We start from the raw sequence: 21,324 nt of genomic DNA, 5'->3' as shown, positions 1-21,324 counted from the left end.
GCCCGCCGAGGCGGCAGCGCCAGGGCCACCGCGGGCAGCGCCATCGTCGAGTTCACCACCAGCCGGACCCCGGCGGTGCGCGCTACCCGCCGGAGCACGCGGGCGGCCAGGGCCCACCGCCACAGCATGACGGCGGCCGCGCGCAGGCGCTGCCCGCCCCGCTGCCCGGCCAATCCGAGTTCCGGGATCGCGACGTGGCCGACCGTGGCGGGCAGCAGCTTCCGGAGCGGACCGTCCGGGCAGACCACCCGCACCCGCCAGCCCTCGGCCACGGCCCGCTCGGCGAGGGTCAGCATGATCTTCTCGGCGCCGGAAGCCCGGCCGGAATGCGCGACGAACACCAGCTCCCGAGCGCTGCTATCGACCGGCACGCCGCGCCTCCGCGTGGGCGCGCAGCACCGCCAGCGCGGGCTTCTCGGTGTAGTCGCGGCGCAGCAGGCCGAAGTTGTCCTCGAGATCGTCGCGGTTGTCGCCGGCATCGAGGAGGGAGTAGACGAACACCGGCCCGACATCGTGCATCGTGGCGATCAAGCCGAGTCCCTGATCGAGGATCTCTGCCTGCACCGCTTCACTGACCGATCGTGCGCCGGTGCCGGTCGGCGCCCCGAATTCGGTCGGCCACAACAGGGCCGAGGTGTCGCTGTTCGCGTCCATGATGCGCCGGATGGCCATCAGATTGCCGAAGGCGTTGTACCAGGCAGGCGAGGCGGGCAGCTCCGGATAGGAGTAGGGATGCACCGCGATCCCGTCGAAGTCGGCCGCCGCCCCGAGTTCGTAGAGCAGTTCCACGAACGAGGTCGGCGCGATGTCTTGACCGTTGTTCGTCGCCGGTGCCAGGCCGCCGACGATCACCTGGCCGTGCGGCTGGCGCGACCGGACCGACAGCGCGGCCTGGCGCAGCAGATGCGCGTAGACGCCGATGTCCGGCCGCGGCGCGAAGAAGGCGGTGACATTGGGTTCGTTCCAGATCTCCCAGTGCGAGATCTGGTCGCGGTAGCGATCGACCGCGTCGCCGACGAACCGGCCGAACAGCACCGGCTGCGGCACCGACTTGCTGCTCGGGGCACCCTCGTGCAGCCCGGCCCAGGCGGGCGCGTAGGTCAGGATCGCCAGCACGGACAGATCGTGGGCGCGCGCCGCATCGATGGCGCGATCGGTCGCCGACCAGTCCTGGCGGCCCCGCTGCGGTTCGATCACCGACCAGTCGAGGTCGATCCGGACCCAGGTGGCTCCGCTGGCGGCGACGATGCCCATCTGCCGGTCCAGTTCCGCCGCACCGGATTCCAGCCAGGCGTGGCCGCCCGACACCCCGAGGCCGGCGGGGGCGGTGTCAGTGGGGGTCGTCGGCACGATCGTCGCGCATCCCGACACTGTCACCGTGACGACTGCGGCGATGAGCATCACCCGGGCGATTCGCCACAGTGTCATCAGGTTTCGGCCCCCGCAAGGTTCGTATCGTCAGTCCGTCGGTCCGCCGCACGATGCATCCGGCGAGAAATAGGTATATCAGGCAGGCGGTGATCGCGGTGACGATCCACGGCGGCGCCCAGTGCCGGTCGATCGCGGTCGCCGCGGCGATCACCGCGACGGCCACTCCGGCGATGGCGGCCACCGTGGCCAGCGGCACCAGCCGCCGCATCCGGACCGCCGCGGCCAGCGCCACCCAGACCGCGATGAGCAGCACCAGCTGCGCCAGCAGTCCGGCGACGGCCGCGCCCTCGTAGGACCACCGCGAGATCAGCGGCCACGCCACCGCGAGATCGACCAGCAGCGCGACCGCCGCGATCCAGGGGATGACGACGTTGCGCCCGACGGCCATCAGCGCCACCAGCGCGAGGTGTGCCAGTGCCCCCAGCAGCCCGCCGAGGATCTGGATCCGGGCGGCGTCCGCCGCCGCTTCGAGATCGGCGCCGAACAGCAGCCGCACACCGTCGGCGGCGACCGGCCAGAAGGCCACCAGCGCGGCCAGGCCGAGCGCGGTCAGCGCGGTGGTCGCCTGGCGGAAATAGCGGCGGAACCGCGCCGGATCGTCGGGCCACAGGGCGATCAAGAGGGTGGTCAGCGGGGCGACCACCGCGATCGCGGCGGTGTCGAGCAGATCGGCGAACTTCATGCCGACGGCGAAGAGCCCGACGGACTCGTAGCTGTCGAAATGCCCGAGCAGCAACAGCCCGACCTTCTGCAACATGATGATCAGCGCGAGCCCGATGCTCAGCGGCAGCGCTTCCCGCAGCATGCCGCCCCACCAGCGCAGTTCGATGTGCCGCGCGGGGATCGGCCCGCCCAGCCCGCGCCCGACCGCGACGATCTTCACCGCGATCGCGACGATCTCGTAGACGATGGCGGGCACTACGACCACGAGCAGGGTCGGCGACCACACGACCGCCAACACGGTCACCGCCAGTTGCACCGTGCGGGCGAGCGCTTCGGCCGCGGCGACGAGGGTCAGCCGCATGGTCGACTGGAACAGCACGGTCAGCGCGTGACTCGGCGTGGCCACGACCACCACCAGTCCCGCGACCGCGGTGGCGGTGACCACCTCGGGCGGACACCGCAGCACGAGCACGTAGCCGACCGCCAGTCCGTAGCCGACGAGCCCGAGTACGGTCCGCAACACGATGAACGAGGTCGCGATCTCGGCGGCCTCGCTGGGCTCACCGTGGACCAGCTTCCCGATGACCGCGCGTCCGACACCGAGGTCGGTGACGATCGCGAGCATGCCGAGCAGACCGAAAACGAAAGAGAAGTAGCCCCATTCGACCGCGGGGAGCATGCGGGCGATCAGCGTGGTGCCGAGCAGTCCCAGCGCCGCGGCGAAGACGCGGCTGGCCAGCATCGCCGCGGTGTTGTTCGCCGCGGCCCGGCCGGATCGCGCGCGTCCGCCGTCGGCCGGTTCCTCCCGGGCGACGGCCGCGGTGGCGTCGTCGGTCACGACATCAGCCCGGCCGCGCGGTAGGCGGCGACGGTCGCCGCTGCCGTGGCCTGCCAGCTCAGCGCGGACACCGCGGCGAGGCCGCGACGGCGCAGGTCCTGGTTGGCGGCCGCGTCGTGCACCAGCGGGCGCACGGCTTTCGCCCAGTCCTCGGCGACCGATCGCGCCACGAGCACGGCGCCGTCCCCGCAGACCTGGGGCAGCGCGCCGACCGCGCTCGCGACCACCGCGCCACCGCAGGCCATGGCCTCGACCGGCGGCAGCCCGAATCCCTCGTACTGCGAGCAGTAGGCGACCACCGTCGCGGCCGCGTACAGCGCGGGCAGGTCCGCGGTGTCGACGTAGCCGAGCCCGATCGCCGAGCTCGGCGCCTGCGGGCCGTCGGATCCGGCGCCGGCCAGCACCAGGGGGACGTCGAGGAGGCCGGCCGCCTCGGCCAGCATCGCGACCTGCTTGCGCGGTTCGACGGTGCCGACTTGCAGCACGAAGCGCGGCGGCAGGTCATACCGCGCGCGCACTCGCGCGACGTCGTGTTCCCCGGGTTCCCGCGCCCACCCGGCGGGGGCGAGCGGTACGACGACCGCGTCCCGGCCGAACCGGTCGGCGATCCGCTCGGCGGTGAACTCCGAGACCGCGATGAGCAGATCGGCGCGGGCCAGCGACATCCGGACCAGCAGCTGTTCGCCCCGTGCCCGGTAGCGACTGAAGGCCCACGGGACATCGAACACCGACAGGTCGTGCACGGTACCGACGGTCGCGCGCGGCCCGGTGACCGGAACGTCGACGTCGAGCCCGTGGAAGACATCGACGCCGCGCAGCGGGGCGATGCCGTGCCAGGCCCGCCGCGCCCCCGCCGCGACCGGACGCGCCACCGCGCTGATGCCCGGCGGCAGGATCGCCACGGCATCGGCTTGGACCACGGCCGACAGGGCGGTTCCCGCCAGCAGGGCCGGCATCCGCGCCAGCAGCTCACGCTGATAGGTCGACACCCCCGCCCCGTTCGGACGGCAGGCCAGCGCACCGAAACACAGTGCGCCACCTCGCTTTTCCTGTGCCTCGACGTTCATGTGACCTGCTCGGGGACAGCGCTGCGCTCGACGGTCGTGGACTGCTGGGTGATCGCACAGCCGACGACCGCGGCCAGCAACCAGTAGTAGAAATCACTGGGGAAGATCTCGAAGTAGCTCGACGCGACCGCCGCCACCGCGCTGGCCAGCACCGCCGCCGCGACGCCGAGCGCCAGGGCGGCGTCGTTGCCACGCAGTGTGCGGGCCGCGCGAATCGACATCAGGTAGATCACCACCATGATCACCGCGAACAGCCACACACCGATCGGCCCGAGTTCGATCAGGAGCTTCACGTAGTAGTTGTCGGGCTGATACGGACGTCCGTAGATCTGGACCTCGCCGGTGGCGTACGGCAGCTTCTCGGCCATCGGACCGAGTTCCTCGACCAGCAGACGCGCCTTCGCCGCGCCGGTGGAACCGAGACCGTCCCCGAACGGATGACTGCCGACCGACCGGATCACGGTGTTCCAGCCAGTCCCCCGGTCGGCCAGGCTCGACGACGAAAACAGCGAACTGCGGGCCTGCGCGGACACCGCGACACTGCCCAGGCCGATCAGCACGACGCCGCCGATGATCACCGCCTTCAGCTGCCGCCGATACCGCACCACCGCCAGCACGAGTGCCCCGACCAGCAGGCCCACCAGCGCCGCCCGCACCACACTCGCCGCGATCCCCGCGACCAGTACCGGCGTCGCCAGCAGGAAGATCCGGTTGCGCGGGCGCCGCGGCGCGGCCAGCGCCACCGAACCACCGACGAGCAGGACCGTCACCAGGTAGAACCCGAACGGAAACGGCTGATTGAACGTGCTGAACGAGCGCAGGATGCCCCCCGAGAACCGGATCGTCTCGTTGTACTCGTAGCCCATCTGGGCCAGTCCTGCCGCGCCGATCGCCTGCTGGGCCAATCCGAACACCGCGATCACGATCGACTCCATCATCATGATGGTCACCAGCAGATCGCGGTCGCGCGCGTTGAACGGTCGCAGGTACAGGATCAGCGGGACCACGACGAAGTAGAAGAACGTGATCTTGATCGCGAACAGGCCGAGCGATCCTGCCGTCACGAACGCCGACACGACCCCGAACACGACCAGGACCGCGCCGAACGACCACCACGGAATCACCGGGCGCGGTTCGGATTCGCGCTGCGGGACGACGACGGCCACCGCGAGAGTGAGCAGCAGCAGCGCCTCCTTCCACCCGTTGACCTGCATCCACCCGGGCGCGATCAGGAGCAGACCGTTGAACGGCACCAGCGCGGCGACCAGCAACAGCCCGCGCTGCGGCCGATGGCGGATCCAGCGCAGGAACACCCACGCGACCGGAACCGCGAGCAGGTACAGCAGCGGGCCCACGATTCAGCCCTTCCCGGCCGCGCGTTTGACCCGCGCGCCCAGCCGGACCAGTGCCTGACGCACGACCTTGCCGTCGCCGACGAGGACATCGACGAGGCGGATCTGATCGCGGTGCCTGCGCCGGTAGTGGTGGTTGAACCGGAGCACGTCGGACAGCTTGCTGAGGGTCGAGGTGGTGGAGGAGTAATTGAACGCCGAGGCGCGGTTGATCGCCAGCACCCGGCTGTCACCGAAGAAGCCGCCGCGCTCGACCAGTTGCGCGATGAGGTCGATGTCCATCGCGTAGAGGAAGTCGGTGCGGAACCCGCTGGTCGTGGCCAGATCGCTGCGGCGGAACATGAACGCGGCCGTCGGGCACAGTTCGTCGGGGAGCTTGCGGACGAAGGCGCGCAGGGCGGTCCGCGACGAGCGGCGCCCGAGCAGTCCCGTCAGCCCACGCGATCGGGCGAGCAGCGTTCCCGCGTCGTCGATGACGTCGAACCTGGCGCCGGTGACGGCGATCTCCGGATCGCGCAGCGCGTCGACCTGCGCCGACAGGCAATTCGGGGTGATCAGGTCGTCGGCGCAGACGAGCTTGACCAGCTCACCCGAGGCCAGTCCGATCGTCCGGTCCCAGTTCTCGGCGATCGGCAGGACGACGTCGTTGGTGTAGAGCCGAATCCGGTCGTCGTCGAAGGACCGCACCAGCTCGCCGGTGCCGTCGACACTCGCGTTGTCGACCACGACGATCTCGAAATCCGCGAAGTCCTGCGCGAGGATCGACCCGATGGTCTCGACGATCGTGCGTGCCGCGTTGAATGCCGGGACACACACCGACACCCGAACCCCCACCACTGTTCGATCCTCCATGATTTCCGTCACTCACCGATCCCGCGTGCCCGCCGCGGGCGGGCACGAACCGGCTCAGCGTACCGATCTCCCCGCGCCCGCGCTCATCTGGCGATTTCCGCCACATCGACCCGCTGAACTGTTTCCGCGGCGCTGCGGGCACGTCGCGCCACGTGCGTATCGAGTGGGACCGCATCGACGTTTCAGATTCCGGGACACGTTTACCGGCCGCACCCGCCGGGTAAACCCGTCGCGGTCACGTCTCGCGGCGCAGCGGAACCCCAGCTACCATCGCCACCACTACCGGTGGAATGTGGGGGAAGTGTGAGTGAGACGGCGGCGACGGGTGAGTCCCGCTCGGCGAGCGCGTCGATGTCCGGCGTCGACCTCGCCGGGCACGCCCGCCAGCTGATCCGGGTCCTCCCGATCGCCCTGGTGGTGGCCGTGCTGGTCGGCGCGGGCGTCTGGCTGGTGCGCGACCGCAGCGACCGCACCTACGAGGCGAGCCTGACCGCGCAGATCTCCCAGCAATCGATCGGCGCGGTGTTCAACGAACTCACCCAGCCCTACATCGTGCTGATCACCGAGAGCCGGGTGCTGTCGGACGTGGTGAAGAACGGGCTGGCCCCCTCCGAAGACGATCTGCGGCCCCGGGTCTCGGCCATGACCGGCCCCGCACCCTCGCTGTTGATCATCACAGCGCAGGCGAGCACTCCCGAGCAGGCCGCCAAACTCGTCCTCGCGGTAGAACAGTCGCTCGACCGTGTCGGATCCCAGATGCGCACCGAGGCGATCGCTCGCTCGGCGGCCGACCTGGAAGATCACCGCCGGGCCGTCGAGGACACCTTCTCCAAGCGGCTCGTCGACGATCCGCTGCGGCCGGAGCTGAGTTTCGACGCCAGGGACGTCGCCCGCGAAATCGAGTTCCGCCAGGTGCTCGGCATGGCCCGGCTCACCGTGATCAGCAATCCGCGCACGGAACTGGTGGCCCCGCACCCGGTGCAGGAAGGGCTGTTCGCCGCCTTGGCCGCCTTGATCGTGGCCGCCGAGGGCCTGGTGCTGGCGCGTGGCGCGCTGGAGCGGCGCACCGGCCGCAAGCGCACCGCCGAGGACCCGCAGCCCGCCGAGACATCCGCGTCGGTCGGTACCTCCGAGGTCGACCCGTCCGCCCGGGCCGACGCGATCGCGCCGGCGTCGGTATCCGTCGCCTACGACCCCGAGACCACGGTCCTCCCCCGCCAGTGGCCCCCACGGGCAGCCCCGGTGAAGACCGCGAGCAAGAACTCGACGCCCAGCGCGTAGGGCGGGCAACCGCTCGGGACCGGGTCGCCACGGACCGACCGACACGAGCCGAGAGGAACGCTGATGCGCAGCTTCGATCACAGCACGGCCGTCCAGGCCCGGCTGCACGAGCTCGTTCCGGGCGGCGCGCACACCTACGCGCGCGGCAGCGACCAATACCCCGAGGGCATGGCCCCGGTGCTGGTGCGCGGCAAGGGCGCTCGGGTCTGGGATGTCGACGGCAACGAGTTCGTCGAGTACGGGATGGGGCTGCGCGCGGTCACGCTGGGCCACGGCTACGAGCCGGTGTGCGCGGCCGCCGCGCGCGCCGCCGCCGACGGCTCGAGCTTCTCCCGGCCCACCGAATCGGAACTGCTCGCCGCCGAGGACTTCCTGTCGCTGGTGCCCGGCGCCGACATGGTCAAGTTCGCCAAGAACGGCTCCGACGCCACCACCGCCGCGGTGCGTCTCGCCAGGGCGGTCACCGGGCGGACCCGGATCGCCGTCTGCGATCAGCCGTTCTTCTCCGTCGACGACTGGTTCATCGGCACCACCGAGATGGCGGGCGGCATCCCCGCCGTCGACACCGTGAAGTTCCCCTACAACGACCTCGACGCGCTGGCGGGCACCCTGGCCGCCGGTGAGGTGGCCGCGGTGTTCCTCGAGGCCGCCACCGCCTTGGCCGAGCCGCTGCCCGGCTATCTGGAAGGCGTTCGCGCGCTCTGTGATCGGCACGGCACACTGCTGGTGTTCGACGAGATGATCACCGGTTTCCGCTGGGCGGCGGGTGGCGCGCAGGCCGTCTACGGCGTCACGCCCGACCTGTCGTGCTGGGGCAAGGCGATGGGCAACGGCTTCCCGATCTCCGCGCTCGCGGGCAAGCGCGAGTACATGGAGCTCGGCGGGCTGCGTACCGAGCGGGACCGGGTGTTCCTGCTCTCGACCACGCACGGCCCGGAGACCTCGGCGCTGGCCGCGTTCCGCGCGGTCGTGCACGCCTACCGCACCGAGGACCCGGTCACCCGGATGGAGCAGGCGGGGCGCGACCTGGCCGACGGCGTGAACGCCGTCGCCGCCGAGCTCGGGCTCGCCGACCACCTCCAGGTCCGGGGCCGTCCGTCCTGCCTGATCTTCCGTACCCTCGACGCGGAAGGTGCTGCGTCCCAGGCCTTCCGGACGCTGTTCCTGCAGGAGCTGCTCCAGCGTGGGGTGCTCGGTCAGTCCTTCGTCGTCTCCGCGGCCCACGACGCCGCCGCCGTGACTGCCACCGTCGCCGCCTGCGCCGAGGCCGCCGTGGTCTATCGCCGCGCGATCGACCGGGGCACCGTCGAGGGTCTGCTGCGCGGCAGGCCGGTCGCCCCCGCCCTGCGCCGCACCGCCGCCCCCCGACAGATCGAGACGAGCACCTCCCGATGACCCGTGTCGCCCTCGTACACGAACGTTTCACCGAGTTCGGCGGTTCCGAGGCGGTGGTCGGCGAATTCGTCGAAACCTGGCCCGATGCCGAGGTTTTCGCGCCGATCGTCGCGCCGGGCGGGATCCGCGAACCGGTCGGCGCCGTCCACGACAGCTGGCTCAGCCGCGCCCATGCCCTGACCGGCGGCAGACACGCTCCCCTGCTGCCGCTGGTGCCGCGCGTGCTGCGCCGGTTGCCGCTGCGCGACCACGACGTGGTGGTGATCAGCCATCACGCCTTCGCCACCCAGGCCGCCCTGGCCACCGACGCACCCGTCGTCGCCTACGTGCACAGCCCGGCCCGGTGGGCCTGGGATCGCGAGTTCCGCGCCCAGGAGGCGGGTGGGCGCGCCGGGCAGCTCGCCCTCGCCGCGCTGGGCACGCTGGCGCGCCGCGGGGAACTGCGCGCCGCGCCGCGGCTCGCCCACGTGGTGGCCAACTCGCACGCGGTCGCGCAGCGGGTCACCGACTGGTGGGGACTGCCCGCCTCGGTGGTCAATCCGCCGGTCCAGGTCGCGCGGTTCACCCCCGACCCGGCCCTCGCCCGCGAGGACTTCTACCTGTGCGCGGGCAGGCTGGTGCCCTACAAGCGCGCCGACCTGGCGATCCGCGCGGCGCAGCGGGCCGGGGTGCGTCTGGTCGTTCTCGGCGAGGGCCGCTTCCGCGCCCAGCTCGCGGCGATCGCGGGCCCGGAGACCACCTTCCTCGGCGCCACCTCCGCCGCGCAGTTGCAGGACATGTACCGGCGCTGCCGGGCGTTGCTGATGCCGGGCATCGAGGACTTCGGCATCGTGCCCGTCGAGGCGATGGCGTGCGGCGCCCCCGTGCTCGCCGTCGGGGCGGGCGGCGCACTCGACACGGTGCGGCCCGGTGTCGTCGGCGCCTACGTACCCGCGGGCACCGACGACGAGGTCGTCGCGGCACTGGCCGAGCTGATGGGCGAGTTCGATTCGGCGACCTACGATCCGGCGAAGATCCGCGACCACGCGCTCACCTTCGCCCCCGAGGTGTTCCGCGCGCGGATGGCCGGGGTCGTCGACGACGTCCTCGCCGGCCGGTAGCGACAAGTTGTCCGAAACTCGCAGTTACTGAAATCAACTGTCACACACACCCTTTGACCTGCGACGATCGGTGACAATTCCCACACGGTGACCGGGCGCCACGAGCTTGCCCGGCAAGGTTACCGACGAGTACGGTGAGGGCCTGCCGGGACGACGATGTGCCCGGTTTCTCTCCAGCCACGTGCTGCTGGATTTCGACCGTTGATCGCCGCATCCACCGCCGCATGCCGGATCACTGTTGCACGACACCGTGTTTCGAGAATTTTCAGGAGGGGCGATGGTTTCCTACATCGTGACAGGCGGTACCGGATTTCTGGGTCGGCGAGTGGTGCGGGGGCTGCTCGCCGCCGACCCGACGGCGATCGTGCACGTGCTGGTGCGCGCCGAGTCGCTGGCCAAGTTCACCGCGCTGACCGCGCAGCATCCCGACGGTGATCGGGTGTTCGCGCTGGTCGGCGACCTGACCGCCGACGGCCTCGGCCTGGGCGACGAGCCGCCGCGCGCCGATCACGTGCTGCATCTGGGCGCGGTCTACGACATGACCGCCGACGAGGAGACCGCGCACGCGGCCAATGTCGCCGGCACCCGCTCGGTGATCGAGCTGGCGCGCAGGCTCGACGCCGTGCTGCACCACGTGTCCTCGGTGGCCGTCGCGGGCGATCACCGCGGCAAGTTCTTCGAGGAGGACTTCGATCTCGGCCAGAACCTGACCTCGCCGTATCACCGCACCAAGTTCGCCGCCGAGAAGCTCGTCCGGGAAACCACCGACGTGCGCTGGCGGGTGTACCGCCCGGCGATCGTGGTCGGTGATTCGCGCACCGGCGAGATGGACAAGATCGACGGCCCGTACTACTTCTTCGCCGCGATCGACGCCCTCTCGGCGCTGCCGGCCGAATTGCCGCTGCCCCTGCCCGATCTGGGCGCCACCAATGTCGTTCCGGTCGACTACGTCGCCGAGGCGATGGTCCGGCTGGTGCGCAAGGACGGACTCGACGGGCGCACGTTCCACCTGGTCAACCCGGAGCCGCAGCCCTTCGGCGAGATCTACCGCGCGCTGGCCACCGCCGCGGGTGGCCCGGTGGGCATCGGCACGGTCCCCGGCAGTGCCCGCGCGCTGTCGGGCCTCGGGCACGTGCCCGGCGCCCACGCGGTGCGCGACTTCCTGTTCGAACAGGCGGGCATTCCCGCCGAGGTCGCGCCGCACGTCGGTTTCACCGCCGAGTTCGTCGCCGAATCGACCCGCGCGCAGTTGCCCGGCCTGACGGTGCCCGCCTTCGACACCTACGCCCAGCGGCTGTGGGACTTCTGGCGTGCCAACCTCGACCCGCATCGCGGGCGGGTCCCGGCCGACGCCGACCGGCTCGCGGGCCGGATCGTGCTGATCACCGGCGCGTCCTCGGGCATCGGCCTGGCCACCGCGCACGCGGTCGCCCAGCGCGGCGCCACCGTGCTCATGGTGGCCCGTGGCGTCGAAGACCTCACCGCCGCAGCGGAATCCGTGCGGGCCGACGGCGGCACCGCCTTCGCCTACCCGTGCGACATCACCGACGCGACGGCCGTCGACGGCCTCGTGCAGCAGCTGCTGAGCGAGCACGGCCATGTCGATTACCTGATCAACAACGCGGGTCGCTCGATCCGTCGCTCGGTCGCCAACTCGGTGGACCGCATGCACGACTTCGAGCGGACGATGGCGGTGAACTACTTCGGCGCCGTGCGGCTGATCCTGGCGCTGTTGCCGTCGATGCGGGAGCGCCACTTCGGCCACATCGTCAACATCTCTTCGATCGCGGTGCAGACCAAGGTTCCCCGCTTCGCCGCCTATGCCGCCAGCAAGTCGGCGCTGGACAATTTCAGCGATATCGCCGCCGTCGAGAACCGTGGCGCCGGTGTCACGTTCACCTCCATCCGGATGCCGCTGGTGCGCACCCCGATGATCGCCCCCACCGATCTCTACCGCGCCCTGCCGCTGCCCGACCCCGAGCGCGCCGCCCGGATCGTGGTGCGCGCGATGCTGGAGCGGCCCGACCGGATCGATACCCCGGTCGGCACCTTCTCGCAGGCGGTCGAGATGTTCCTGCCCTCGCTCAAGCGGACCATCATGCACACCGGCTTCCGGCTCTTCGGCGAATCCACTGCGGCACAGGGCAAGCCGGTGCTCGCCGAGCCCGCCCCCGAGCCGGCGGCGCCGGTCGAGCCCAGCCGCAACGCGCTCACTGTCCTGGCTCCGGTGCTCACCCCGCTGATGGTGATGCCGGGTTCGGCGGCCCGGATGAGCCGTGTGCTGCCGGGCGTGCACTGGTAGTCGCCCTGGATCGACGACACCGGGCCGCGCACGATCACCTCGTGCGCGGCCCGGTTCGTCGCGGTCGCGACCGGTCTCGCGATCAGTGCGTGGGCACCGGCGCCGTGGCCTGCCAGGGCTGTCCGGCCGCGATGAGCGGACGGATCGCGCGCAGCTCCCGGGGCCTGCGCATCGCGACGGCTCCGACCGGGCGTCGATCGCGCAGAGCGACGGCGAGGAAGTCCTTGCCCGCCAGATCCCCGTCGACGACCAGTTCGTCGTGCGGGTGAATCCAGCCGGCGAACTGCATCGAGACGCCGTGCTGGTCGGTCCAGCCCCACGGCACCTCGGCGGGCGCGGCCGGGTGCCCGAGCATCGACAGGGCCGCCGCCGCGCCGGCGGTCATGGCGGAGTTCCAGTGCTGACCGCGTTCGAATTCCCCACGCAGCGGGTGGAATCCGGTGGTGGCGTCGCCCGCGGCGAACACCCCCGCCGCCGAGGTGCGGTAGTGCTGGTCGACGACGATGCCGTCGTTGACGGCGATCCCCGCGGCCTCGGCCAGCGCCGTTTCCGGCACCGACCCGACGGCGACCAGCGCGGCGGCGGCCGACCAGGTGCGCCCGTCGGCAGCGGTGGCCGTGACGCCGGTGCCCGCGTCGACCACCTGGGTGGTCAGCACGCCGTTCTCCACCACGACGCCGTGTTCCTCGTGCAGGCGCCGCAGCACGTCCGACACCGCCGCGGGCACCACCCGATCCATCAGCGCGGCTCCGGCATCGAGCACCGTCACGCGGGCACCCAGACCCCGCACGGTGGCGGCGACCTCGCAACCGATCAGCCCACCACCGATGATCAGCAGCGAGCCGCCCGCGGTGACCGCCGCCTGGAGCGCGGCGATGTCGGCGCGGGTGCGCAGGGTGTGCACCCGGGTCGAGGTGGTGTCGATCGTCCGCGCCCGAGCCCCGGTGGCCAGCAGCAGGCTGTCGTAGCCGAGCACCTCGCCGGTGCCCGATCGCACTGTCGCACGGTCGATATCGATCTCTTCCACCCCGAACGCGGGGCGCAGATCGATCCGGTTGTCGACCCAGAACTTCACCGGTTTGAGCAGCGCGCGATCGAACGATCCGGTGCCTGCCAGCAGTTCCTTCGACACAGCGGGTCTGCGGTAGGGCAGGTCCGGTTCGTCGCCGACCAGGACGATCTCCCCCGCGTAGCCCTCGCGCCGCAGCGTCTGGGCCGCGGTCGCGCCGGCGACGCCGGCACCCACGATGACGATCCGGCCGCTCATCCGCGGCTCACCTCGAGCATCTCGAAGTCGGCCTTGGCCGCACCGCAATCCGGGCAGGACCAGTCGTCGGGGATGTCGTCCCAGCGGGTGCCCGCCACGATCCCGTCCTCGGGCCAGCCGAGCGCCTCGTCGTACTCGAAACCACATTGCACGCAACGGAACAGCTTGTAGTCGCTCATCGTGACACCTCCTCACTCGGCGCGAAGTCGAGCTTCTCGCGGACCCCGCAGTCCGGGCAGCACCAGTCGTCGGGGATCGCCGCCCAGGCGGTCCCGGCCGGGAAGCCCTCGCGGGGCGCGCCTGTGGTCTCGTCGTAGCGGTAGTCGCAGACCGGACAGGTGTAGGCGGCCATCAGCGCGCTCCGTACTTCGCCAGGACCTTGTCCCGCTTGGCGGGCTGGATGTTCACGCGGGTGATGTCGCCGTCGTAGTGCGCGAGCACGCGCGGGTCCATCACCTTGCGCCACAGCGGTGTGAGGTAGGCCAGGCCGATCAGGCTGGCGTAGCCGCTGGGCAGTTCGGGCGCGCCGTCCATGTGCCGCAGCGTCTGGTAGCGCCGGGTCGGATTGGCGTGGTGATCGCTGTGCCGCTGCAGGTGGTACAGGAAGATGTTGGTGACGATGTGGTCGGAGTTCCAGCTGTGCTCGGGGGTGCACCGCTCGTAGCGCCCCGAGGCGGTCTTCTGCCGCAGCAGACCGTAGTGCTCGAGGTAGTTCACCGTCTCCAGCAGCGAGAAGCCGTACACGGCCTGGATCAGCAGGAACGGCAGGATCACCGGGCCGAACACCGCGACCAGCGCCGCCCACAGCACCACCGTCATCAGCCAGGCGTTGAGCACGTCGTTGTGCATGCTGAACGGTCCCTTGCCGAGTCGCTCGAGGCGGGTGCGCTCGAGTTCCCAGGCCGAGACCAGGCTGCCCCACACACTGCGGGGCAGGAACGTCCAGAACGATTCGCCGAAGCGGGCGCTGGCGGGGTCCTCCGGCGTGGACACGCGCACGTGGTGACCGCGATTGTGCTCGATGTAGAAGTGACCGTAGCCGGTCTGGGCGAGGGTGATCTTCGACAGCCAGCGCTCCAGCTCGTCCTTCTTGTGCCCGAGCTCGTGCGCGGTGTTGATCCCGATGCCGCCCATCGCGCCGATCGTGAAGGCCAGGCCGATCTTCGACACCAGGCCGAGGCCGCCGTCGATGCCGAGCCAGGACAGATCGTCGGCCGTCCACAGGTAGCAGGCGAACACCAGGCTCACCAGCTGCAGGGGGATGTAGGCGTAGGTGCAGTACCGGTAGTACCGATCGTTCTCGAGCAGCTCCATGGCTTCTTCCGGCGGGTTCTTGCCGTCGGGGCCGAAGAAGCGATCCAGGATCGGCAGCAGCACGTAGAGCAGGATCGGCCCGAGCCACCACCAGACCGGCGCGACCGCGGTCCAACCCAGCTGGTTGAACGCCCACACGAAGGCGACGGCCAGCAGCGTCGCGCTGGGCGCGATCAGGCCGAACAGCCAGAGGTAGCGCTTGGGGTCGCGCCAGTGCAGGACTGCCGTCGACCCTTCGTGGTCGTCGATGCGAGATGTCGTCATTGTCATTCTCCTGATCGCCGAGACACCGGCTCGGTCATTGCTGTGTTCGTTTACAACATAGCGCGATGTGTTCTCAGTGAATACACTTTAGGAGGAATTGTCAATGAACGAGCAGATTCGATAGCACATGTACGATGATCGAGTGGCCGAATCGCCGAACTTCCACGCCGAGATGCGTCTGCTGTTGCGGGACCGCATGCTCGATGCCGCCCGCACCATGGTCGTCACCGAAGGGTGGGGCGCGGTCAACATGTCGCGCGTGGCCAAGGAGGTCGGCGTCAGCAGGCCGGTCCTGTACAAGGAAATGGGGACCAAACAGGCCCTTGCCGACGCCCTGATCGAGCGCGAGCTGGGCATCTACCTGGCAGGCATCGCCGACACCCTGGCCGAACACCCCACCGACGCCATCGCGGGCATGACCGCCGCCGCGGACTACGCGCTGCGCAACGCCGGGGACAACACTTTGATCAAGGCCGTGCTCGCGGCCCGAGCGGACGGCGACACCGCGCTGCTGCCCGCGTTGATGAGCGATCCGGAGCCGGTGTTGGGCCGCGCGGTCGCCACGCTGACCGGCACCGTGCGGGAGCACTACCGGCTCGACTCGCTGTCCGACGACGAACTGACCTCGTTCGTCGAGATCATGGTCCGGCTGACGCTGAGCCATCTGTTCCAGCCGACCGGCAGCGTCGACCGCGCGGTGGCACAGATCGGCGCAGTCCTGAACGGGGTACTGCCCGCCGTCTGACGACGACGGGCAGCGGGCTCACAGCCGCGCGTCGACTTGCCCGACGGCGTTGGCGAAGGCCCAGCTGTAGGCCCCGTGCGCGGTCGGGAAGACCCCACCCGCGCAGACGGGATCGCCCGCGGTGCAATAGTTCGCGGTGCGGTCGGCGTACCACGGCGCGACCGTGCCGCCGACGAGCCGCAACGGATCACCGAACAGCAGCACCGCCACCACCCGCGAGGACACCTCCGGCGGCAGCACCCACATGCCGGGCAGGATCATCATCGCCGGCGAGCCGAGGACTCCGTGCGTCACCGCCGCGCCCTGCGAGTAGCCGACGAGCACGAAACGCTGGTCGGGGCAGGCCGCGGCCTGAGCGAGCACATGCGTTGTCATCGCCCTCGTACCGTCGCTGACCGAGGAGGGCACCAGCAGATCCGCCGGGTACTCGACCCGATGGGCGGTGGTGTCGACCGATAGTTGCGCGCTCAGCACCGCGTAGAGCGGGTCGCCGACGACCGAGCCGAGATAGCCGGGTTCCTGTGTCCCACGGGCGACCACGACATCGAGCGTGGCGCAACTCTGCGCCATCGCCGTCAGTCCCGGTGACATCGCTGTCCCGATCCCCGCGGCCAGTAGCAACACCGACAGCGCTCGCGCTGTATGTCCTGCGACGATACGAATTACCTTCCGGTTGGTCATGGCACCCACCCACTCACGCCGTTGTGAGAACTAGAGAGACGAGCGATCACCGTCCACCGCAACGGTATTCGGCGTGCTCACTGGTGGGATACCCGCTGACCTGCATCGACTCGACGCGAAGTCGGCATCTCTTGCGCCACGGTCGGGTCTCGGATCATCGTGCGGCACAAGGCCGCAGGCGGATCAGTGCTTCTTCGGCTTCTTCTTCTTCTTGGGCTTGTCGTGGTCGGGCTCCCACTCGTAGCCGGGAACGCCGCGCTCGCAGTAGGAGTTCTCGACGAGGACATCGCCCTGGTCACGCTCGCACCACCGCTCCGACCGCGAGCAGGAGGTGGCGCCGAGACCGGCGAGTACCGTGAACACGAGCAGGGCAGCACCGGTACGGGTTCGGACTTTCATGGATTCCCAGACCTCTCTCGAACGAAACGCCGCTGGTCAGAGCATTTTCCAACACTTGCCCCCGGCCACCGACGCACCAATGCTACGTTCCGTGGATGTCGAGCACAGTGTCAGAGCCCACCGACGACTTCACCCCCGACGCGATCGTCGTCGGCGCAGGCCTCGCCGGGCTGGTCGCCACGCACGAGCTGGTACTGGCCGGCCGCAATGTCCTGGTGGTCGACCAGGAGAACCGCGCCAATCTCGGCGGCCAGGCGTTCTGGTCGCTGGGCGGGTTGTTCTTCGTCGACAGCCCCGAGCAGCGCAGGCTCGGGATCAAGGACTCCTATGAACTGGCACTGCAGGACTGGCTCGGTTCGGCCGGTTTCGATCGCGAGGACGAGGATCGGATGGCGCGCCAGTGGGCACAGGCCTACGTGCGGTTCGCTACCGACGAGAAGCGGGACTACTTGCACGCCTTGGGTCTTCGTGTCACGCCGCTGGTCGGCTGGGCCGAGCGCGGCGGCGGACTGGCCGACGGGCACGGCAACTCGGTGCCCCGCTTCCATCTGACCTGGGGCACCGGACCCGAGGTCGTGCGGGTCTTCCTCGAGCCCGTGCTCGTCGGCGAGGTCCGCGGCCAGGTGCGGTTCGCGTTCCGGCACCGAGTCGACGAGCTGATCGTCACCGACGGCGCCGTCACCGGGGTCCGCGGCAGCGTCCTGGCCCCCAGCGACACCGAGCGCGGGGTCGCCTCGAACCGGGACACGGTGGGCGAGTTCGCCTTCCACGCGCCCTCGGTGCTGGTGAGTTCCGGCGGCATCGGGCACGCGCACGACCTGATCCGCCGCAACTGGCCCACCGAACGGCTCGGTCCGTGCCCGGAGACGATGATCTCGGGCGTGCCCGCCTATGTCGACGGCCGGATGCTCGGCATCTCCGAACAAGCCGGCGCGGCGCTGGTCAACCGAGATCGCATGTGGCACTACACCGAGGGGATCAACAACTGGGATCCGGTCTGGCCCGATCACGCGATCCGGATCATTCCCGGACCCTCGTCGCTGTGGTTCGATGCGAACGGAATCCGCATGCCCGCACCGTGTTTCCCCGGTTTCGACACCAACGAGACGATGCGCCGGATCCTGTCGACCGGGCACGACTACTCCTGGTTCGTGCTCAACCAGACGATCATCGAGAAGGAGTTCGCGCTCTCGGGCTCGGAGCAGAATCCCGACATCACCGGCAAGGACCTCAAGCTCACGCTGCGCAGCCGCGTCGCCAAGGGCGCTCCGGGTCCGGTGGAGGCGTTCAAACAGCACGGTGTGGATTTCGTCGTCGCCGATTCGCTGACCGAGCTCGTCGACGGCATGAACGACATCGCCCGGGGACCGAAGCTGGACGCGGCCGCGCTCGAGCGCCAGATCGTCGCCAGGGACCGTGAGGTCGCCAATCCCTACACCAAGGACGCGCAGATCTCCGCGATCAGCAACGCCCGCAAGTACTTCGGTGACAAGGCGGGGCGCGTGGTCAAGCCGCACCGCGTTCTCGATCCCGCGCACGGCCCGCTCATCGCGGTCCGGCTGAACATCCTGACCCGCAAGACGCTCGGTGGCCTGCAGACCGATCTCGATTCGCGGGTGCTGCGACCGGACGGCGAGGTGTTCCCCGGCCTGTTCGCCGCGGGTGAGGTCGCCGGCTTCGGCGGCGGCGGCGTGCACGGCTACAACGCGCTGGAGGGCACGTTCCTGGGCGGGTGCATCTTCTCGGGTCGCGCGGCGGGTCGGGCGATGGCGCGGCGGGCGACCGAGTAGGCGCTAGACGGGGCGGCCGTGCCGGGGGCCGAGGGCGCGTGCCGCTTCCTTGGCCACCTCGGCCAGCGCCCGCGCGAGCCGGGCGGTGTCGAGGGCGCTGCGGTCGCCGTGCACCGTGCCCGACAGCGAGATCGCGGCCAGCGCGACCCCGCGGCCGCGGATCGGCACCGCGACACAGCCCACACCGGGCAGCGATTCCTCGGTGTCGACGGCCACGCCCTGCCGATTGCGGATCCGGGCCAGTTCACGATGCAGTTCGGCGCGATCGATGATGGTGCGGGCAGTGCGCGGCACGGTGACCCCGCGCAGCGAGGCCTCGGCGATGCCGGGTTCGAGGGTGGCCAGCAGCGCCTTGCCGACCGCGGTGCAGTGCGCGGGCAGTCGTCCGCCGACCCGGGTGGGGATGGCGACCTGGCTGCGCCCGCCCGCGCGGTCCAGGAACAGCACCTCGCGTCCGTCGAGGACGGCGAGATGACCGATCAGGCCGGTGCGCTGGCTCAGGTCGTAGAGCAGCGGACCGACGACTTCGCGCAGCTCGTTGTGCTCGGCGGCCAGTCCGCCCAGCTCCAGCACGCGCAGCCCGAGCCGGTAGCCGCCGGGGGTGTGCGCGAGCCAGCGCAGCCGGATCATCTGGTCGAGGATCCGGTGCACCGTGGAGCGCGGTAGCCCGGTGCGTTCGGCCAGGCCGAGCAGTGTGAGGGTGGGAGTGGTCGAGTCGAACGCGTCGAGGATCAGCGTCATCCGCTCGATCATCGACGTCGGCGGCGCACCGGCGGCCCGGCCCGATCCGGTCCACAGGTCCTCCGGCGCCGGCTCGGTCACGATCTCGACCGTCATTGATCCAACCTCCACAGTGTGTAGCGGATACAGACTAGAGCCGTCCGTGTCGCTTACGCACCATTTCGCTGTACCGAGCGGTTCATCGCGGTCAGGGCGAGGCGTCTGCCGGTCAGGGGTGCGCTGGTGGGGGCCAGGATCGCGGCGATGTCGGCGACGGCGCGGGCGGCCGCGGATTCCGGGGCGGTGTGGGTGAACGGAGCGCCCTCGTCGCCCGCCGCGCAGACGCCCGGATCGAACGGGATCCGGCCGAGCACCGGACAGTAGGTGTCGAGGAGCGTACTCAGCGCCCGGCTGACGGCAGTGGCCCCGCCCGCGCCGAACAGGGTGTGCCGGGTCCCGTCCGGGCTGTCGTACCAGGACATGTTCTCGATGATGCCCGCCACCCGCTGCCCGGTCCGAGCCGCGACGGCGCCCGCCCGTTCGGCGATGCGGGCCGCCGTGCGCTGCGGCGTCGTGACGACCAGCAGCTGGGCGGCGGGCAGCAGTTGGGCCAGGGAGATCGCGATGTCACCGGTGCCGGGCGGCATATCGATCAGCAGGATGTCGAGCTCACCCCAGTAGACGTCGTGCACGAACTGCGCCAATGCGCGATGCAGCATCGGGCCGCGCCAGACGACGGGGGTGTTGCCGTCGGCGAACATGCCGATCGAGATGACCCGGACACCGAAGGCGCTGGGCGGCATCATCATTCGCTCGACCAGGGTCGGGCCGACGGTGATGCCGAGCATCGCGGGGACCGAATGCCCGTGCACGTCGGCGTCCATGATGCCGACCCGCAGACCGCGGCGGGCCAGCGCGACCGCCAGATTCACCGTGACGCTGGACTTTCCGACACCGCCCTTCCCGGACACGACGCAGTACACCGTCGTCGGCGACGCCGGGTCGGCCGGCCCGCTCGCCGCTTCGGCGTCCGGCCCGCGCAGCTGGACGCGCAGCGCCCGGCGCTGGTCTTCGCTCATCACACCGAAGTCGATGTCGACACCGGCGACGCCGGGGAGCGCGGTGACGGCGGCCCGGATGTCCTCGCTGATCCTCGCCCGCAGCGGGCAGGCGGCGACCGTCAGCAGGACGCGGATGCCGACGTGGCCGTGAGCGTCCACCGCGACGGCCACGACCATGTTCAGTTCGGTGAGCGGACGGCCGATCTCGGGATCGCAGACGTCGCCCAGGGCGGCGATGATCTGTGTTTCGGTCGGGGTGCTCGGTGGGGGCATGGGTGTGTCCTTCACCGGCAGAGGCTGGCGCGCAGCATGTCCGCGCGTTCGACGACTTTGACCCGTTCCCGGCCTTCGGGCGCGCCCAGCGCGCGCTCGTGCGCGTCGAGGCGATACCAGCATGCCCAGGTGGTGAACGGAATGCCCGCGCCCGCGAGGAATTCCAGGACCGCGCCGGGATCGGGACGAGCGGGGCGGGTCGAGGTGGGCCGGTCTTCGAGCAGGCAGGCCACGGTCTCGTTGGCATCGCCCTTGGTGTGGCCGATGAGGCCGACCGGGCCACGCTTGATCCAGCCCGTCACGTACACACCGGGCAGCGGTCCGGTGGCGGTGAGGACGCGGCCCGCCTCGTGGGGAACGGTGCAGGTGTCCTCGTCGAACGGGATGTCGGGCACCTCGGTGGAGCGATAGCCCACGGCGCGGTAGACGGCCTGCACGTCCCACTGCTTGAACTCGCCGGTGCCCTTGACGTTGCCGGTGCCGTCGAGTTGGGTGCGCTCGGTCTTGAGACCGACGACCTTGCCGTTTT

The 21,324-nt window shown here is 70.4% G+C and carries 19 protein-coding genes and 2 pseudogenes; 6 read left to right on the top strand and 15 right to left on the bottom strand.

All coding sequences use genetic code 11. The annotated features are described in order from the left end of the window. The 6 genes and pseudogenes from ATM97_RS02125 to ATM97_RS02100 all read right to left on the bottom strand — a co-directional run. Nucleotides 1-371 (bottom strand): annotated as a pseudogene (locus ATM97_RS02125) (glycosyltransferase family 1 protein); the annotation flags it as partial. Then, complete coding sequence (locus ATM97_RS02120) at nucleotides 358-1,377, bottom strand: beta-xylosidase (protein ID WP_218716212.1); 1,020 nt, start codon at nucleotides 1,375-1,377, stop codon at nucleotides 358-360. The gene ATM97_RS02120 and the pseudogene ATM97_RS02125, both read right to left, overlap by 14 nt. Beyond that, nucleotides 1,331-2,932, bottom strand: a complete 1,602-nt coding sequence (locus ATM97_RS34760) for an oligosaccharide flippase family protein (RefSeq protein WP_218716211.1) — start codon at nucleotides 2,930-2,932, stop codon at nucleotides 1,331-1,333. The genes ATM97_RS02120 and ATM97_RS34760 overlap by 47 nt, the downstream gene beginning before the upstream one ends. Beyond that, the gene (locus tag ATM97_RS02110) at nucleotides 2,929-3,999 is read right to left on the bottom strand and encodes a glycosyltransferase family 1 protein (protein ID WP_218716210.1); all 1,071 of its coding nucleotides are present in this window, start codon (nucleotides 3,997-3,999) and stop codon (nucleotides 2,929-2,931) included. Before ATM97_RS02110 ends, ATM97_RS34760 begins: the two co-directional genes overlap by 4 nt. After that, nucleotides 3,996-5,354: an O-antigen ligase gene (locus ATM97_RS02105; RefSeq protein ID WP_218716209.1), complete on the bottom strand. Its 1,359-nt coding sequence runs from the start codon at nucleotides 5,352-5,354 to the stop codon at nucleotides 3,996-3,998. Before ATM97_RS02105 ends, ATM97_RS02110 begins: the two co-directional genes overlap by 4 nt. 3 nt (nucleotides 5,355-5,357) lie before the next feature. Then, nucleotides 5,358-6,203 (bottom strand): glycosyltransferase, encoded by an 846-nt coding sequence (locus tag ATM97_RS02100; RefSeq protein ID WP_255586709.1) that lies wholly within the window; start codon nucleotides 6,201-6,203, stop codon nucleotides 5,358-5,360. 303 nt (nucleotides 6,204-6,506) lie between these two features. Here ATM97_RS02100 and ATM97_RS02095 point away from each other — a divergent pair, with 303 nt between their 5' ends. The 4 genes from ATM97_RS02095 to ATM97_RS02080 all read left to right on the top strand — a co-directional run bounded on the left by ATM97_RS02095 (nucleotide 6,507) and on the right by ATM97_RS02080 (nucleotide 12,281). After that, on the top strand, nucleotides 6,507-7,484 hold the full coding sequence (locus tag ATM97_RS02095) for a hypothetical protein (RefSeq protein ID WP_218716208.1): 978 nt from the start codon (nucleotides 6,507-6,509) through the stop codon (nucleotides 7,482-7,484). A gap of 63 nt (nucleotides 7,485-7,547) precedes the next feature. Next, nucleotides 7,548-8,879, top strand: coding sequence for a glutamate-1-semialdehyde 2,1-aminomutase (locus ATM97_RS02090; RefSeq protein WP_218716207.1), 1,332 nt, complete (start codon nucleotides 7,548-7,550; stop codon nucleotides 8,877-8,879). After that, on the top strand, nucleotides 8,876-9,979 hold the full coding sequence (locus tag ATM97_RS02085) for a glycosyltransferase (RefSeq protein WP_218716206.1): 1,104 nt from the start codon (nucleotides 8,876-8,878) through the stop codon (nucleotides 9,977-9,979). Before ATM97_RS02090 ends, ATM97_RS02085 begins: the two co-directional genes overlap by 4 nt. 277 nt (nucleotides 9,980-10,256) lie before the next feature. Further along, the gene (locus ATM97_RS02080; RefSeq protein ID WP_218716205.1) at nucleotides 10,257-12,281 is read left to right on the top strand and encodes an SDR family oxidoreductase; all 2,025 of its coding nucleotides are present in this window, start codon (nucleotides 10,257-10,259) and stop codon (nucleotides 12,279-12,281) included. 82 nt (nucleotides 12,282-12,363) lie between these two features. On the opposite strand, the gene ATM97_RS02075 is transcribed toward ATM97_RS02080, so the two are convergent. The 4 genes from ATM97_RS02075 to ATM97_RS02060 are packed head-to-tail and all read right to left on the bottom strand — an operon-like array spanning nucleotide 12,364 to nucleotide 15,126. Next, nucleotides 12,364-13,548, bottom strand: coding sequence for an NAD(P)/FAD-dependent oxidoreductase (locus ATM97_RS02075; RefSeq protein WP_218716204.1), 1,185 nt, complete (start codon nucleotides 13,546-13,548; stop codon nucleotides 12,364-12,366). Beyond that, nucleotides 13,545-13,727, bottom strand: coding sequence for a rubredoxin (locus ATM97_RS02070; protein WP_218716203.1), 183 nt, complete (start codon nucleotides 13,725-13,727; stop codon nucleotides 13,545-13,547). The genes ATM97_RS02075 and ATM97_RS02070 overlap by 4 nt, the downstream gene beginning before the upstream one ends. After that, entirely contained in the window at nucleotides 13,724-13,900 is a 177-nt protein-coding gene (locus tag ATM97_RS02065) for a rubredoxin (protein ID WP_218716202.1), read from the bottom strand. Before ATM97_RS02065 ends, ATM97_RS02070 begins: the two co-directional genes overlap by 4 nt. Next, nucleotides 13,900-15,126 carry an alkane 1-monooxygenase gene (locus ATM97_RS02060; protein ID WP_218716201.1) on the bottom strand — a complete coding sequence of 409 codons (1,227 nt, stop codon included), beginning with the start codon at nucleotides 15,124-15,126 and terminating at the stop codon, nucleotides 13,900-13,902. The genes ATM97_RS02065 and ATM97_RS02060 overlap by 1 nt, the downstream gene beginning before the upstream one ends. A gap of 142 nt (nucleotides 15,127-15,268) precedes the next feature. Between ATM97_RS02060 and ATM97_RS02055 the strand changes: the two genes are divergently transcribed. Beyond that, a complete protein-coding gene (locus ATM97_RS02055; protein ID WP_218716200.1) occupies nucleotides 15,269-15,871 on the top strand; it encodes a TetR family transcriptional regulator in 603 nt (200 codons plus the stop codon). A gap of 18 nt (nucleotides 15,872-15,889) precedes the next feature. Here the strand turns inward: ATM97_RS02055 and ATM97_RS02050 are convergent, their stop codons facing one another. After that, nucleotides 15,890-16,462 carry a cutinase family protein gene (locus ATM97_RS02050; protein WP_218716199.1) on the bottom strand — a complete coding sequence of 191 codons (573 nt, stop codon included), beginning with the start codon at nucleotides 16,460-16,462 and terminating at the stop codon, nucleotides 15,890-15,892. Between the two features lie 273 nt (nucleotides 16,463-16,735). Beyond that, the gene (locus tag ATM97_RS02045) at nucleotides 16,736-16,951 is read right to left on the bottom strand and encodes a hypothetical protein (protein WP_218716198.1); all 216 of its coding nucleotides are present in this window, start codon (nucleotides 16,949-16,951) and stop codon (nucleotides 16,736-16,738) included. 95 nt (nucleotides 16,952-17,046) lie between these two features. On the opposite strand from ATM97_RS02045, the gene ATM97_RS02040 reads away from it, so the two are divergent. After that, on the top strand, nucleotides 17,047-18,741 hold the full coding sequence (locus ATM97_RS02040; RefSeq protein ID WP_218716197.1) for an FAD-binding dehydrogenase: 1,695 nt from the start codon (nucleotides 17,047-17,049) through the stop codon (nucleotides 18,739-18,741). A gap of 3 nt (nucleotides 18,742-18,744) precedes the next feature. On the opposite strand, the gene ATM97_RS02035 is transcribed toward ATM97_RS02040, so the two are convergent. The 3 genes and pseudogenes from ATM97_RS02035 to ATM97_RS02025 form a co-directional block, all read right to left on the bottom strand. Further along, nucleotides 18,745-19,578: an IclR family transcriptional regulator gene (locus ATM97_RS02035; RefSeq protein ID WP_218716196.1), complete on the bottom strand. Its 834-nt coding sequence runs from the start codon at nucleotides 19,576-19,578 to the stop codon at nucleotides 18,745-18,747. A gap of 53 nt (nucleotides 19,579-19,631) precedes the next feature. Next, on the bottom strand, nucleotides 19,632-20,795 hold the full coding sequence (locus ATM97_RS02030; protein WP_218716195.1) for an Mrp/NBP35 family ATP-binding protein: 1,164 nt from the start codon (nucleotides 20,793-20,795) through the stop codon (nucleotides 19,632-19,634). 11 nt (nucleotides 20,796-20,806) lie between these two features. Then, nucleotides 20,807-21,324, bottom strand: a pseudogene (locus ATM97_RS02025) (pyridine nucleotide-disulfide oxidoreductase); the annotation flags it as partial.

The organism is Nocardia sp. MH4 (assembly GCF_019266065.1).
Classification (GTDB): Bacteria; Actinomycetota; Actinomycetes; order Mycobacteriales; family Mycobacteriaceae; genus Nocardia; species Nocardia canadensis.
Note: the sequence above shows the minus strand (reverse complement) of the source record. Positions and strands in the feature narration are given on the sequence as shown.

Coding starts and splice junctions, on each gene's coding strand:
- ATM97_RS02110 (WP_218716210.1), bottom strand. CDS start 3,999: ATGAACGTCGAGGCACAGGAAAAGCGAGGTGGCGCACTGTGTTTCGGT.
- ATM97_RS02100 (WP_255586709.1), bottom strand. CDS start 6,203: ATGGAGGATCGAACAGTGGTGGGGGTTCGGGTGTCGGTGTGTGTCCCG.
- ATM97_RS02090 (WP_218716207.1), top strand. CDS start 7,548: ATGCGCAGCTTCGATCACAGCACGGCCGTCCAGGCCCGGCTGCACGAG.
- ATM97_RS02085 (WP_218716206.1), top strand. CDS start 8,876: ATGACCCGTGTCGCCCTCGTACACGAACGTTTCACCGAGTTCGGCGGT.
- ATM97_RS02080 (WP_218716205.1), top strand. CDS start 10,257: ATGGTTTCCTACATCGTGACAGGCGGTACCGGATTTCTGGGTCGGCGA.
- ATM97_RS02075 (WP_218716204.1), bottom strand. CDS start 13,548: ATGAGCGGCCGGATCGTCATCGTGGGTGCCGGCGTCGCCGGCGCGACC.
- ATM97_RS02070 (WP_218716203.1), bottom strand. CDS start 13,727: ATGAGCGACTACAAGCTGTTCCGTTGCGTGCAATGTGGTTTCGAGTAC.
- ATM97_RS02065 (WP_218716202.1), bottom strand. CDS start 13,900: ATGGCCGCCTACACCTGTCCGGTCTGCGACTACCGCTACGACGAGACC.
- ATM97_RS02060 (WP_218716201.1), bottom strand. CDS start 15,126: ATGACGACATCTCGCATCGACGACCACGAAGGGTCGACGGCAGTCCTG.
- ATM97_RS02050 (WP_218716199.1), bottom strand. CDS start 16,462: ATGTCACCGGGACTGACGGCGATGGCGCAGAGTTGCGCCACGCTCGAT.
- ATM97_RS02045 (WP_218716198.1), bottom strand. CDS start 16,951: ATGAAAGTCCGAACCCGTACCGGTGCTGCCCTGCTCGTGTTCACGGTA.
- ATM97_RS02040 (WP_218716197.1), top strand. CDS start 17,047: ATGTCGAGCACAGTGTCAGAGCCCACCGACGACTTCACCCCCGACGCG.
- ATM97_RS02035 (WP_218716196.1), bottom strand. CDS start 19,578: ATGACGGTCGAGATCGTGACCGAGCCGGCGCCGGAGGACCTGTGGACC.
- ATM97_RS02030 (WP_218716195.1), bottom strand. CDS start 20,795: ATGCCCCCACCGAGCACCCCGACCGAAACACAGATCATCGCCGCCCTG.